General features: G+C 73.9%; 10 protein-coding genes. 4 read left to right on the forward strand and 6 right to left on the reverse strand.

All coding sequences use genetic code 11. The features are described from left to right. Positions 1-24: 24 nt before the first annotated feature. From ngcE to GA0070616_RS03325, 3 genes are read right to left on the reverse strand one after another with little or no spacing between them, the layout of a single operon-like run. The gene (gene ngcE, locus GA0070616_RS03315) at positions 25-1,431 is read right to left on the reverse strand and encodes an N-acetylglucosamine/diacetylchitobiose ABC transporter substrate-binding protein (RefSeq protein ID WP_091076003.1); all 1,407 of its coding nucleotides are present in this window, start codon (positions 1,429-1,431) and stop codon (positions 25-27) included. Between the two features lie 25 nt (positions 1,432-1,456). Next, positions 1,457-2,206, reverse strand: a complete 750-nt coding sequence (locus tag GA0070616_RS03320; protein ID WP_091076006.1) for a sugar isomerase domain-containing protein — start codon at positions 2,204-2,206, stop codon at positions 1,457-1,459. Continuing rightward, entirely contained in the window at positions 2,203-3,165 is a 963-nt protein-coding gene (locus GA0070616_RS03325; RefSeq protein ID WP_091076010.1) for a MurR/RpiR family transcriptional regulator, read from the reverse strand. Before GA0070616_RS03325 ends, GA0070616_RS03320 begins: the two co-directional genes overlap by 4 nt. 192 nt (positions 3,166-3,357) lie before the next feature. Between GA0070616_RS03325 and GA0070616_RS03330 the strand changes: the two genes are divergently transcribed. Both GA0070616_RS03330 and GA0070616_RS03335 read left to right on the forward strand, forming a co-directional pair. After that, complete coding sequence (locus GA0070616_RS03330; protein ID WP_091076013.1) at positions 3,358-4,347, forward strand: N-acetylglucosamine kinase; 990 nt, start codon at positions 3,358-3,360, stop codon at positions 4,345-4,347. 82 nt (positions 4,348-4,429) lie between these two features. After that, positions 4,430-5,950, forward strand: coding sequence for an acyltransferase family protein (locus tag GA0070616_RS03335; RefSeq protein WP_091089775.1), 1,521 nt, complete (start codon positions 4,430-4,432; stop codon positions 5,948-5,950). 46 nt (positions 5,951-5,996) lie between these two features. Here the strand turns inward: GA0070616_RS03335 and murD are convergent, their stop codons facing one another. Continuing rightward, positions 5,997-7,346 (reverse strand): UDP-N-acetylmuramoyl-L-alanine--D-glutamate ligase, encoded by a 1,350-nt coding sequence (gene murD / locus GA0070616_RS03340; protein WP_091076017.1) that lies wholly within the window; start codon positions 7,344-7,346, stop codon positions 5,997-5,999. An 86-nt stretch (positions 7,347-7,432) separates the two neighbouring features. Here murD and GA0070616_RS03345 point away from each other — a divergent pair, with 86 nt between their 5' ends. Further along, the gene (locus GA0070616_RS03345; RefSeq protein ID WP_091076020.1) at positions 7,433-8,782 is read left to right on the forward strand and encodes a MurL-like N-terminal domain-containing; all 1,350 of its coding nucleotides are present in this window, start codon (positions 7,433-7,435) and stop codon (positions 8,780-8,782) included. Positions 8,783-8,868: 86 nt separating this feature from the next. On the opposite strand, the gene GA0070616_RS03350 is transcribed toward GA0070616_RS03345, so the two are convergent. Continuing rightward, complete coding sequence (locus GA0070616_RS03350; protein ID WP_091076024.1) at positions 8,869-10,344, reverse strand: GDSL-type esterase/lipase family protein; 1,476 nt, start codon at positions 10,342-10,344, stop codon at positions 8,869-8,871. 190 nt (positions 10,345-10,534) lie between these two features. On the opposite strand from GA0070616_RS03350, the gene GA0070616_RS03355 reads away from it, so the two are divergent. After that, positions 10,535-12,304, forward strand: coding sequence for an ATP-binding protein (locus GA0070616_RS03355; protein ID WP_139128837.1), 1,770 nt, complete (start codon positions 10,535-10,537; stop codon positions 12,302-12,304). 52 nt (positions 12,305-12,356) lie between these two features. Here GA0070616_RS03355 and GA0070616_RS03360 read toward each other — a convergent pair whose 3' ends face one another. Beyond that, complete coding sequence (locus tag GA0070616_RS03360) at positions 12,357-14,051, reverse strand: PucR family transcriptional regulator (RefSeq protein ID WP_483819049.1); 1,695 nt, start codon at positions 14,049-14,051, stop codon at positions 12,357-12,359. Positions 14,052-14,090: the final 39 nt, after the last annotated feature.

Here is a 14,090-nt window from a genome sequence, read left to right on the forward strand (position 1 = left end):
GGTTCGGTCGGCTGGACAGCCGGGTCAGGCGTTGCGGGTCTGCTTGGTGATCGACGAGTCCTTGGCGACCTTGTCGGCGGCGGCCTGCATCTTGTCGACGAACTGCGCGGCGGTGAGCCGGCCGGCCATCAGCTCCTGGGTGAGGTTCTGGCTCTCCTTGTCCAGGTCGGCGTAGAAGTCCCAGAGCTTGACCGAGATGAGGTCCGACCCGGCGTTCTTCATCAGCTCGTTGGCGCTGGCCAGCGCCGAGTCCTGCACGTTGTCGCCGGAGCCCTTGGTCGAGGCGAGGGACTTGGTCAGCTCGGCGAACTGCGCCGCACCGGACTTGGACAGCACCGCGCGCAGGAACTCCTTGGCGGCGGCCTTGTTCGGGGCCTTGCTCGGCACCACGAAGCCCTCGCCGGAGCCGGCGAAGACGTCCTTCGGGGCCTTGTCGGTGGCACCGAGACCCCAGTAGTCGGACAGCTTCATCTCGAAGCCCGGCGGAATGGTGGCGGACATCTCGTTCTTGAGCCAGGTGCCGACCTGGATGAAGGCGGCCTTGCCGTCGAGCCAGGCCTGCTGCGACTGGGTGTGGTCGAGCTTGCCGGGCAGCAGCAGCTTGTCCTTGACCAGCTTCTCCCACGCCTCCAGGGCGGGCAGGACGCCCTCGGCGCGCCAGGCGTTCTCCTTGAGGTTGTCCATGTCGACCACGGCCTGCTTGCCGGCGGACTTCCAGATCGTGGCCATCAGCGCCCAGCGCGGGTAGTAGCCGTGCACGGCGTCGTAGACGTACGGAGCGATGCCCTTGGCCTTGATCTTCGGCGCGAGGGCGAAGAACTCGTCGAACGTCGTCGGCGGGGTCCAGCCCTCGCGGCTGAACAGCGCGCCGTTGTACCAGTTGCCCCAGACGGTGAAGGCCACGTTGACCACGTAGTACTTGCCCTGGAAGGTGCCGTCGCCGACGGTGCCGGGCAGCAGGGTTTCGGCGACCGTGCCGCCGCCGTCCCAGGCCGGCGCGGCGAGCAGGTCGTCCAGCGGCTCGATGGCGCCCTCGTTGACCAGCGTGCTGATGTCCATCATGTCGGCGCCCGAGTTCATCACCAGGTCGCTCGGCTGGGTGGCCATCTTCGGCTGCTCTTCGGTCTTGATCTTCTGGGTGGAGCTCATGTTGACCGTGACGCCGGGGTGCTTGGCGGTGAAGATCGCCTGGTCCGCCTTCGCCCAGGCATCGCCGAGCCCGCCGTTGAAGATCACCACCTTGACGGCGCTGTCGTCCTTGAGGCCGAACGGGTTGTCGGCGCTCTTCTGGCCGGACGACGTGTCGTCGGACGTGCTCGGCTCGCTGCCGGCGCAGGCGCCGAGCAGTCCGGCGGCGGGAACGGCCAGCAGCCCCGCGGCGGCTGCGCGGCGCAGCAGGGTCCGGCGGTCGAGATCGGGGGTAAACGACATCTTCGACTCTCCTTGTGGTGTTCGGTCAGGCGGTGCGCCGGAGACGCCCGGCGTACCGCGACTCGAGGGCGAGGTTGTGTTCGTCCCCACCGGGGACGTTGGCGGAGAGGTAGACAGGGGGAACCTCTCCGGCCTGGTGGAACCGTCGTACGACCTCCGCGGTCAGCAGCTGCGCCAGCAGCGCCGCGGTGACCGAGGAGACCGCACAGACCGCGCCGCCGCCCTCGAGCGGCAGCAGTGCGTCGCCGTACGGCGCGCCGTTGTCCAGCACGACGTCGGCGAGGTCGGCGAGCCGCCGGCCGGACGGGTGCCGGGGGGCGACCCGCGCGGTGTGCTCGACCGAGGTGACCGCGATCAGCGGATGACCGTGGCCGGTGACCAGCGCCGCCAGCTCGACCACCGAGCCGTTGATGCCGGACTGGGACGCCATCACGAACACGTCCCGGGGCTGGGGCGCCGCGAGGGCGTAGAGCTGGTGGGCGATGGCGGGGTCGCGTTCCAGCTTGGGATCGGCGAGCAGGTCGCGTGGGGCGTCGCCGTGCAGCACCAGATCGTGCAGGGAGAGCCGGTTGGCCGGCACCAGGCCGCCGGCCCGGGCCACCAGTTCGGCGGCGAACACCTCGGAGTGGCCGGCCCCGAACGCCTGGAGCACCCCACCGGCGCGCAGGCTGGCGGCGATCAGGTCGGCGGCGGCGGTGAGCGCGTCGCCGCAGGTGTCCACGACCCGGTCGAGCACCGGGCGGACCGCCTGGGCGTACCCCTGGGCGCTGATCATGCGATGGTCCCCTTCGCGGCCTTGTGTCCGTCGACGGCCTGGGCGGTTCGCCGGAAGGCCGCGTGGGCGCGGTCGTGGGTGCGCTGCGCCACGGCGATGTAGAGCAGGTCGAGCACGACGAGCTGCGGGTGCCGGGCGGACAGCGCGTCGGGTCGGAAGGTGGTGGCGTGGCTGGCGGTGAGCAGCACCACGTCGGCCAGTTCGGCCAGCGGCGAGCGCGGGAAGCCGGTCAGCGCGACGGTGGTCGCGCCCCGGCTGCCGCCCTCGGCGAGCATCTCGATGGTCTCCCGGGTCTGCCCGGTGTGCGAGATGCCGAGCGCGACGTCGCCGGGGCCCAGCAGGGCGGCGGAGGCGAGCCCGGAGTGGATGTCGCTCCAGGCCCAGGCGGCCACCCCGATGCGGTGCAGGCTGAACTGCATCTCCTCGCCGACCAGGGCGCTGCCGCTGGCGCCGAAGATGTTCACCCGGCTCGCCCCGGCGATGGCCACCGCGGCGCGTTCCACCTCGGCGAGGTCGAGCAGCGCGGCGGTGTCGTGCATGGCCCGGGTGTCGGCGGCCATGATCTGGTCGAGCACCCGCTCGAGGGGGTCGCCGGGCTGGATCTCCCGCCCGATGTCGACGGTCCAGCCGGCGGAACGGGCGCGGCCGGTCTCGGCGGCGATGCCCAACCGCAGGTCGGCGTACCCGTCGAAGCCCAGCGCCCGACAGAACCGGGTGATGGTGGCCGGTGACGTGCCGCTGCGTTCGGCCAGCTCGACGATGGTGGCCCGGGCCGCCGCCTCCGGGTCGCTGAGCACGTGCTCGGCGACCCGGCGCAGCGCACCCGTCAGCTCCCCCACCTCGGCGCGGAGCCGGGCCAGCACCCCGTCGCCGGGAGCCCCGATCACGCTCCGGCGGTCGGCCGTGGGGGCGTCGACCACCGCGGTCCCCGCGGCGCCGTCCACCTCGTGCTCGACCATCCGTCGCCCTTTCAAAAAAGACTGTTAACTGTTAGTGGTAAAAGTTCTTACTGGAGGGCCCCATGTGTCAAGAGCGTGGGCGAAGTTTTCAAACTGTTACCTGGCTCGCGGTCGCCGCCCGCGGCCTGCCCCTTGCCCCACACCACCATGCCCACCAGCATGAACGTGCGTCGAGCGGAAGGTGGTGGGGCCATGTCCGACACCGTCGTGGTCGGCCTCGACGTCGGGGGTACGTCCACCCGCGCGCTCGCGGTGCGGCTGGACGGCACCCGGCTGGGCACCGGACGCGCCGGCGGTGGCAATCCCACCAGCCACGGAGCCGACCGTGCGGCCGGTGAACTCGGGGCCGCCCTGCGGCAGGCGCTCACCGACGTCGACCCGGCCCGCGTCCGGGCCGGCACGATCGGACTGGCCGGGGCCGGTCGACTCCTCGCCGACCCGGACGGGCGCGCCGCCTTCGACCGGGCCTGGCACTCGGTCGGCCTGCGCTGCCCGTACGCGGTGCACGGCGACGCCCTCGTCGCGTACGCCTCGGGCACCGCCGCCGTCGACGGCACCATCCTCGTCGCCGGCACCGGAGCCATCGCCGCCGGAGTCCGCGACCTGCGGCTGGATCGCGTCGCCGACGGGCACGGCTGGCTGCTCGGTGACCTCGGCTCCGGCTACTGGCTCGGCCGGGAAGCCGTCCGTCGGCTGCTGGCTGCCCTCGACGCGGGCGACGAACCCGGCGGGTTGGGCCGGCGGGTGCTCACCGAACTGCTGGGCTCCGCCCAGCTCGCGGCCCGCCCCCGGGACACCGTCGACACGCTGATCCAGACGGTCACCCGACGTGCGCCGGTCGAGTTGGCCCGGCTCGCCCCGATCGTGGTCGCCGCCGCCGGGCACGGCGACCCGACCGGGGGTGCGCTGGTCGACGAGGCCGCGGCACACCTGGCCGGCAGCGCCGCCCGGATCCGCCCCGCCGGGGACACCACCCCCCTCGTGCTCGGTGGCGGGCTGCTCACCGGCGACACGCCGCTGGCCGCCGCCGTCCGGGTCGAGGTCGGGCGGCGCTGGCCCGCCGCCCCGCTCCGGTCGGCCGGTGACGGGGCCGCCGGGGCCGCCTGGCTCGCCGCCCGCGCGCTGCCCGAGGTCACCGACGCGGCGGCCCTGCACGACCGGCTGGTCCCCCGCACCTGCTGAGGGAGGCCAGGGTGGCGTGGCCGGTGGGGTCGGCGGCGGCAACCCCGCCGCGCCGGCAGCCGGCCTGCCGTACCCTCGGAACATGCGCCGCCTGGCCGCCCTCGCCGCGCGGACGCCGGCCGGCCGCGAGCGCTACGTCGACCTGCTCCGGGCGCTCGCCATCGCGCTGGTGGTCCTCGGCCACTGGCTGGTCGCCACCGTCGAGCACGACGCCGCCGGCCAGCCCACCGGCCGCTCGGCGCTGCCCGACCTGCCGTGGGCACACCCGCTGACGTGGGCCGTCCAGGTCATGCCGGTGTTCTTCCTGGTCGGCGGCTACGCCAACGCCGCCTCCCTGACCGCACACCGGGCCCGGGGCGGCGACGCCACCGGCTGGCTGCTCGGGCGCAGCGCCCGGCTGCTGCGCCCCACCACGACGCTGCTGGTGACCCTGACCGCCGGGGCCCTGGTCGCCTTCACCGTCGGGGTCGACGCCTCCCTGGTGCGCACCGTGACCTGGTTCGCCACCATTCCCCTGTGGTTCCTCGCCGCCTACCTGGTGATGGTGCCCCTGACCCCCCTGACCCACGCGGCACACCGGCGGTGGGGCCTGGCCGTGCCCGTGGCGCTGGCCGCGCTGGTGGCCCTGGGCGACCTCGGCCGGGCGTTCGGTCCCGCCGAGGCGGCCCTGCCCAACTACCTCTTCGGCTGGCTCGCCGTGCACCAGCTCGGGTTCGCCTGGCACGACGCCCGCGTCGCGGGCCGCGACGCCGGCACCGGCGGAACCACGGACGACAGCGCCGCCGGCCGGCGCGGCGAGCCCGGCGGGGCAGCAGGTGGGCGCGGTATCCGGTCGCGGCGGTTGCCGCTGTCACGCCGGGCGGCAGCGGCGATGCTGGCCGGCGGGCTGGCCGTCGCGGTGCTGCTGACCTGGCCCGGCCCCTACCCGGTCAGCATGATCAACGTGCCGGGCGAACGGCTGGACAACGCCGCCCCACCCAGCGTGGCGCTGCTGGCCGTGGCCACCGCCCAGCTCGGGCTGATCCTGCTGCTGCGGCAGCGCACCGAACGTTGGCTGCACCGTTCCGGCCCGTGGCAGGTGGTGATCGCGGTCAACGCCGTCGTGCTCACCGTCTTCCTGTGGCACCTCACGGCGGCGATCCTGCTGGTCGGCGCGCTGGACGCGGCGGGCGCGCTGCCGACCCCGGCAGCCGGCACCGGCGCCTGGTACGCGTGGCGGCTGCCCTGGCTGCTCATGCTGTTCGTCGTGCTCGCCGCCCTGGTCGCCGTGTTCGGCCCCGTGGAGGCCCGCACCCGCCGGCCCGGCGGCACGGCCGGCAGCGGCCGTGCCAGCGGTCGGACCGGCACGACGCGGCCTCCGGCCGGCCGGTGGGCGTGGCTGCGCACGGCGCTCACCGCCGCCGCCTTCGCCGCCGTGGTGTACGCCCTGGTCGCCAACAGCACCGTCCCCCGGGAGGCGGCCGAACCGCTCGGCCTGCCGGTCGCCGCCCTGGTGGCCTACCTGGCCGGCGCGGGCACCCTGCGACTGCTCAGATCCGGGTGGGCGAGCCCGGCCGTTCCCTCCCGGCGATCCGCTCCGCGATCCGGTCGGCGCGCGCCCTGACGGCGACGCTCGGCTGCGACCGCCGGCCACCCGGCGGGCCGCGGGGTCACCGGCCCGAGGTGTCGGCCACGGCTCGGGCGAAGACCTCGGAGCGGTGTTCGAAGTTGCGGAACCGACCGTAGCTGGGCGCCGCCGGTGACAGCAGCACCACGCCGCCGACCGGGGTGACCTCGCGGGCCAGCCGGACGGCGTCGACGAGGTCGTCGACCGTCTCGGTACGCACCTTCGGCAACCCGTCGAGCACGGAGACGATGCGGGGGCCACTGTCCGGGATGCCGATCACCGTCAGCTCCCGATCGGCCAGGTGCTCGCGCAGCGGCGCGTAGTCCACGCCCCGGTCGGTGCCGCCGACGATCACCGTCAGCGCCCGCCCGTCGTACGCGTCGATGGCGTGCATGGCCGCGTACGGGCTGGTGGCGAGGGTGTCGTCGACGAAGGTCAGGCCGGACGGGTCGGCGATCTCGGTGAGCCGGTGGGCCAGGCCCTGGAACTCGGCGACCGCCACGGCGAGGGTGTCGCGGCGGGCCACCACGTCGACATCGAGCGCGTCGAGCACCGCCAGGGCCACGCAGAGGTTGCCCTCGTTGTGCCGGCCCACCAGCGGCAGCACGGCGCGCGGGAACAACGGCCGGTCGGCCAGGTGGAACCAGGGCGTGCCGTCCGGGCCGGGAGCCACGTGGGTGGTGTCGGGGCGGCCCGCGCGCACGACCGGGCGGTCGCCCAACTCGGCGGCGAGCCGGGGATCCGACCCGTTGACCACGACCGTCTCCGGGCCGTGGGCGAGCAGGTTCAACTTGTCCCGGTAGTACTCGCGCTCGCCGCCGTGCGCGTCGAGGTGCTCGGGGAACAGCGCGGTGACCACGGCGATCCGCGGCGAGTCGGTCAGGTCGCTGCACTGGTAGCTGGACAGTTCCAGCACGTACAGCTCCGCGTCGGGCAGGTCGAGGGTGGGTACGCCGATGTTGCCGCCGAAGACGTTCGGCCGGTCCACGGCCGCGAACAGGTGGCTGATCAGGCTGGACGTCGTGGACTTGCCCTTGCTGCCGGTCACCCCGACGGTGCGGGCGGCGTGGTCGGCCATCCACAGCGCGGTGCCCTGGGTGACGGTCGCTCCGCGCCCGCGCAGCTCGACCAGCCACGGGTGGGTGTTCGGCACCCCGGGTGAGCGGACCACCACGTCGGCGGCGGCCAGCCGGGCGTACCCCTGCTCCCCGGTGACCAGCGGCGCCGCCTCCGCCAGGGGGCCCTCCCAGGGCAGGCTGAGGAAGTTGGCGCTGTCGTCGACGGCGACCAGGTCGGCCGGGCCGTGCGCGGCGATCGCGGTCACCGCCGCCCGGCCCTCCCGACCGGCACCCCAGACGGCGACGGTACGGCCGCGCAGGTCAGACAGGCGCACGGGCTCTCCTCGGGGGTCTCGACGCGGTGCTCGGGCCTGGTGCGCCAGCCGGACACGGCCGGACGAACCAGGGCCTAGTATGGCGTGTGCCCAACGAGCAGCTCCGGCGGATGGACGCCTTCACCTTCCCGTCCTACTCGATCGATCTCGCCACCGGTGAGGCGGTGTTCGACTACGCCCTGACCGGCCCCGACGGCGAGCGGCGGTTCACCGAGGTGATCACGCTGCCGCTGCCCGCCGAGCCACCGTCCGACACGACGGTCGCCGCCCTGGGCCGGGTGCTGGAGCTGCTGCACGTGGTCGCCGGGGTCAGCTACTACAAGGCTGCCGCGCCGCCCCGGCTGGTGCTGCCGGCACCGCTCGGCGGGGCCGCCACCGCGCTGGTCAGCGCCGTCTACACCAAGGGCCTCGCCGAGTACGCGTACCGCAACGCGCTGCCGCACGTGCTGGAACTGACCCCCGAGGTGCCGGCCGGCACCGTCGCGCCGGCCGCCCCGCTCGACGACGCGGACCGTCGGCCCCTGTCGGCGGTCGGCGGCGGCAAGGACTCCATCGTGAGCCTGGAGGCGCTGCGCCGGGCCGGCTTCGACCCGGTGCCGTTCTCGGTCAACCCCAACCACGTGATCGTGTCGGTCAACGAGGCGTCCGGGTTGTCGGCGCTGGCCGCCCGGCGTCGCCTCGACCCGGCGCTGTTCGACCTGAACGCGGCCGGGGCGCTCAACGGCCACATCCCGGTCACTGCGATCAACTCGCTGATCGCCGTCGCCACGGCGGTGCTGCACGGGCTGGGCCCGGTGGTGATGTCCAACGAGCGGTCCGCGTCCGACCCGAACCTGGTCTGGAACGGGCACGAGATCAACCACCAGTGGTCCAAGGGCGTCGAGGCCGAGGGGCTGCTGCGGGCGGCGCTGGCCGAGCACGCCGGGCTGACCGAGCCGTACTTCTCGCTGCTGCGCTCGCTGTCGGAGCTGCACATCGCCCGCCTGTTCGCCGCCATCGACCGGTATGACGACGTCGTGACCAGCTGCAACGCCGCGTTCAAGCTGCGCGACGCGAGCGAGCGGTGGTGCCGCGACTGCCCGAAGTGCCGGTTCGTCTTCCTGGCGATGGCGCCGTTCATGCCGCGCGGGCGGATCGTGCGCATCTTCGGCGGCGACCTGCTCGCCGACCCCACGCAGATCCCCGGCTACCGGGAACTGCTGGGCGTGGACGGGCACAAGCCGTTCGAGTGTGTCGGCGAGGTGGAGGAGTCGGTGGTGGCGCTGAGCCTGCTCGCCGAGCAGGACGAATGGCGCGACGCCCCCGTCGTACGGGCCCTGGTCGGGGCGGTCCCGCCGACCGCGTGGTCGGCGGCGGCCTCGTCGGACGTGTTCACCCCGGGCGGCCCGAACCACGTCCCGGCGCACTACGCGAAGGTGCTCGACGCCCTCACCTGAGTGCGGTGGGCCGACCACCGGGGGAGGTGGCCGGCCCACCGGCTACGGGCCCACCGACGGCTGCGGCAGTTCCCGACTGACGGGCGCTACAGGGTGTTGCGGATCAGCCGGGCCATCTCCATGTGCCCACGGGCGTTGAGGTGGTACCAGTCGTTGGTGTCGAAGCCCTGGTTGCCCGTGGTCCACGGGTCGGCCGCGCAGGCCGTGTGGGTGCGGAAGGAGGTGGCGATGTCGACCACCCGCAGCCGGGTGCCGAGCACGGTCCGGGCGTCGTTGACCGCGTCCTGGATCGTCTGGTTGAGGCGGTTCTGCGTCCGGGTCAGCATGCCGATCTCGGTGTCGCTGATCCCGACCCGACAGTTCCACGGGTCGGAGGTGGCCACCGGCAGCGGGTAGTTCGGCACCCGGATCTGGGCGTTGGGGGCCTTGCGTCCCATGTCGAGGTAGATGTCCTTCAGCCGGGTCCGCAGCGTCGGCATCGCGTTGGTGAGCACCTGCTCGGTGTTGCCACGGGTGCAGTCCTGGGGCCAGTACGGATCCAGGACGCAGTCCTTGAGCAGCCCGCTGAAGCCGAGGTCGTTGCCGCCGATGGTGATGGTGGCGACCGCCGTCTCCGCGCCGTTGAACTGGCTGCCGTACCCGCCGGTGGCGAGGTTCAGGGTCTGGTTGAGGAAACCGGTCTGCGCGGACCGGGTGTAGCCGTCCTTGGTCGCCTGCGGGGTCCAGTAGCCACCGCCGGTCTGTGCCCAGTAGACCAGCCCGCCCAGACCCGTCTGGGCACCGCCGCAGGACGGCCCGAAGGACCAGGTGAACGGGACCGTCCGGCCCGCCTCGCGGAAGGCGTCGTCGAGCTTGTTGGCGTAGTTGTCCCACGAGTTGTAGCACTTCGTGTCCACGTAGTTGCCGGCCCCGTTGCCGGCGGAGAACGAGTCGCCGAGCGCCACGTACCGGAACTTGGTGTGCCAGTCCAGGTAGAAGCGCTGGTCCCAGATGTTCACGCACCCGGTGGCGTGCGGGATGAAGGTGTAGCCGTTCCACCGGGCGGACAGGCACAGCTTGACGCCGTTGCTGTTGCGGGTCTCGTAGTAGTGCCCGCCCTGCGGGTGGCTCGAGATGTTCCACACCATTCCGCTGGTGTTGTTGCAGGACCTGGTGGTCACCGGGGAGTCGGTGGCGCTGGGGTTGAGCATGCCGAGACAGACGCCGTTGCCGGCGACGATCTTCCCGCTGGAGATCCGCTCCCACTTCTGCCGGTGGTTGCCCTCGCAGCTCCACGTCGTCACGGTGGCGTTAATGGCGTAGTTGCTGAAGGCCGGCTCCGGCACACCGAGACACATGTCGCCGTGGCCGAGGAAGTAGAACATCCGGCCGGCGCCGCTGCTGATGACGGCGGCCTGGGCGGGGGCACCGGCGCCGGCGACCACGGCCAGGCCGGCGACCAGCGTCGCCACCAGGACGGCCGCCAGCCGTCGGACGAACCACGGACGGGTCGGGCGGTTCAGGGGTTCGGGGAGAAGGCGGCGGGGACCGCGCGCGGAAGGGCCATCGGCCGTACCGATCATGGGTGTGTTCCTTCACGGACCGACAGGCGGGGTTACCTGTCGGCGGCAGTGTGCGGTGTGGTCGTTTAAGGACGGTCAAACCGCAGCTCAGCCGGCGTCAGGTGACGGCGGACGGGGCAGTCCGTACGATGCAGGCACCGACCGGCCGGCTTGTCCCGACCCCGATCGGTGGCGCGATTGAGGAGGCTCGGTGGCCCTTCCCACGGCACCCGTGACGCGCGGAGACCTGGAACGCGCGGCCGGCGGCTCGGACGAGGAACTGGCTGCCTGGCTGGACCAGCACGCCGCCGCGCTGCTGGCCGGCAACAGCACCCTGTTGATCCCGCACCTCGACCGGCTGCTCTCCCTGCCGTACCAGGGGCGTCCCTGGCTGGAACTGGTGACCGCGGCCACCCTGTTCACCCGCAGCAGCCGCGACGAGCGGGCGTGGCGGCTGCTGCGTACCGCCCGGGGCAGGTTCCAGCGGGCCGGCGACCGGACCGGCCTCGGCTGCGCCCACTACGTCGAGGGCAACTGGCAGGTCACCGTCGGCGACGTCCAGGACGCCGCCCGCAGCTGGCAGGAGGGGCGGGCCCACCTGGGGCCGCACACCCCGGCCTACGCGCACTCGCTGGCCAACCAGGCATGGGGTGCCTACGCCAGCGGGGAACTCGGCCACGCGTGCACCCTCGCGCAGGAGGCGGTGGCGCTGGCCGTCCGGGTCGGTGACAGCCGGGCCCTGGGCACGGCCTACACGCACCTGGCCGCGTACGAGATCTGGGTCGGGGCGTTCGGTCAGGCGGCCCTCGACCTGGACCGCGCCGACCGGGCCTTCCAGGGGCTCAGCGACCCCGGCGAGCGGTACGAATGGCCGCTGGCGCTGGTCATGACCGGGGCCGTCCACGTGCTGCGCGGCCGGCACGAGCTGGCCGAGGTGTCGTTCCGGCAGGCCGTGACGGCGGCGGAGGCAACCGGTTCGCAGTGGGTGGCGGGTGTCGTGCACGCCATCCGCGCCGACGTGTGCGCGCCACGGGTGCCACAGCGCAGCATCGAGGACGGGCAGCATGCGCTCGCCGTCCTCGCCGACGTGGGTGAACGCTGGTGGTCCACCTGGGCCCGGGTGGCGATCGGACGGGCGCTGGGCGCGCAGGGGCACCGGCACGCGGCGGCCCGCACGATCGGCGAGGTGCTGGACGAGGGCGGCACGCCGCCGGTGGAGGGTGCCCGGCACCTCATGCTGCTCGGCGAGCAGTTCGTCGACGTCGACCCGGCCCGCGCCGCCGACCTGTTCACCGACGCGATCCGGCGGTTCGACCAGTACCACGCGCCCTACTGGTCCGCGCATGCCCGCGCCCGGCTCGCACTCGTCGACCGGACCCGGTCGACCCGGCACTGGGACGCGGCCCGCGCGACGGCGCCGCACGAGCCGGCGGTGGCCCACATGATCCGTGAACTCGCCACCCTGCGGGTGTGTTTCCGGTCGATGCCGACGGTGCAGGTCGACGGCAGGGAGGTGCGCTTCCCCACCCGGCACGCCCTGCACGCCCTCCTGCTGCTCGCCGCCCACTCCCCGGACGGGTTGCGGGCCGACACCCTCGGCGCGCATCTCTGGCCCGACGCCGACACCGCCACCCAGGCGCACCGGCTCAAGACGACCCTGTGGCAGGTCCGTTCCCAGCTCGGCTCCGCCGCCGGCCGGCTGCACCGCCGCACCGACCGGGTGATCCTCGACCTGACCCCCGACGAGTGCGACCTGCGCGAGTCGGTCGAGCGGGCGAGGGTGCTGCTCCGCGCCGCGGACCCCGACGAGGCCGAGGTCGCCGCCACCTGCCGGGCGCTGCGGCAGCCGTTCGTCGTCGCGGACGCGGAGGAGTGGGCCGCCGAGCTGACCCGGCTGTGCGACGGTCTGGTGCACCGGCTCACCGAGGGCAGCCGGCGGCGGGCCCGGCGACATCCCGTCCGGCCGGCGACCCGCCACTGACACCGTTGCGGCCTGCCGGTCCGGCTGGAGGTCACGGGGGGCGGGGCCACGATCAGGGGTGGCGGACGGCGTCCAGGGCGAGCAGGGCCACGTGCAGGGACAGGCAGGCGTCGACCGAGTCGAGGTCGACGTCGAGGATCCGGCCGATGCGCGCCAGCCGCTCGTAGAACGCCGGCCGGGACAGGTGCGCCACCGCTGCGGCGGCGGACTTGTTGCGGCCCTGATCCAGATACACGCGCAGCGTGCCGAGCAACTGCTCGCGGGGGTGCCGGGCGTCGTGCTCCAGCAGAGCCCCGAGTTCCCGCTCCACGAACGTCTGCAACCGGGGCTCGTCGCGCAGCAGGTGCAGCAGCCCGGCCAGGCCGACGTGCGGCAGCCGGAAGATCGGCAGATCCCGCCGGTCCCGGCGGGCCGCGTCGGCGACCTGCCGGGCCTCGATGAGCGACCGGCGGGCCTCCCGCAGGCTGCCCACCCCGGAGCCGGCCGCCACCAGCAGGGCGGAGTCGGCGACCACCGGCCGGGCCGGCACGCCGTTGGCCGGCGGGTCGGGCCGGGCCCGCCGCAGCGCCGTGGCGAACGCGGCCAGCGCGCGGTCCTCCGCCGCCGCGTCGGGCAACGCGAGCAACGCCCCGACGGCCTGGTCGTCGAGGGCGCTGCTCAGGCCGGTCAGCCGGGCCTCGCGCAGTGCCTGCCCGACCGCCTCGGCGAGGTCACGCAGCCGGGCCGGGCCGGCCTCCGGGGCGTCCGGGTCCACGCCCGCGTCGCCGGGGTCGTCGCTGCGGTGGCGCACCACCACCCCGACCAGGTGCCGCCGTTCCAGCACCACGCCGAGTGCCCGGGCACGCAGGGCCACCTCGTCGACCGGGCGGGAGTGGTCCAGCAGCGCCGTGAGCAGGGTGCGGTGGATCTGCCGTTCCAGCCCTTCGGCGTCGCGGCGGATCAGCCGGCCCAGCGCCAGCGTGGAGGCGGCCCGCTCGACGAGGATGGTCAGCCGGGTCGGCGGCTGGCCCGGGGCCGGGTCACCACCAGCGGGCCAGCGCAGCAGCAACCGCCCCCAGTCCTGCCCGCGTGCTCCGACGGTGGTCACCAGCCACCCACTGTCCGCGTCGTACGCGGTGCGCCCGGACGGCCGGATCCGCCGGGAGTGCTGCTCCCAACCATCCAGCAGCAGTTCGGCGTTCTCCCCCGCCGGGTCGTACGCCAGCACCTGCCGGGACAGGTTCTCCAGCACCAGCGGGCAGCCCGACAGCTCGGCGGCCTGCCGCACCACCTCGCCCGGACCGGCGCCCTCCACGGACAGTTCGGTGAACCGCTGGTGGATCTCCTCGGTGGCGCGCAGCTCGTGCAGCTGGGCGTCGACGATCAGCGCGTGCACCGCCTCGGTGATCCGCACGAACGGGGTGGCCCGGCGCAGCTCGACCAGCGGCAGCCCGCGCCGCCGCGCGGCGGCAGCCATCACCTTCGGCACCCCGTCGAGGTAGCGGCGGCCCAGCTCCACCACCAACCCGGACACGCCCACGTCGGCCAGGTCGCCGATGAAGGCCCGCAGCCCGGCGTCGTCGGCGGGCAGCCCGATGCCGGTGGTGAGCACCAGTTCACCACCGCCGAGCAGGGTGGCGATGTCGGGCACCTCGGCCACGTGCACCCACCGCACCAGCCGGTCCAGGCCGGCGTCCCCGGCGACCAGGCGGGGCGCGCCGTGCCGGACGGGATCCAGCGCCAGCACCTCACGCACGGTAGGGAACACGGCCGACACGCTACCCTCCGTCACCGCAGGTCTCGACGG

The sequence above is a fragment of the Micromonospora nigra genome (genome assembly GCF_900091585.1).
Taxonomy (GTDB): domain Bacteria; phylum Actinomycetota; class Actinomycetes; order Mycobacteriales; family Micromonosporaceae; genus Micromonospora; species Micromonospora nigra.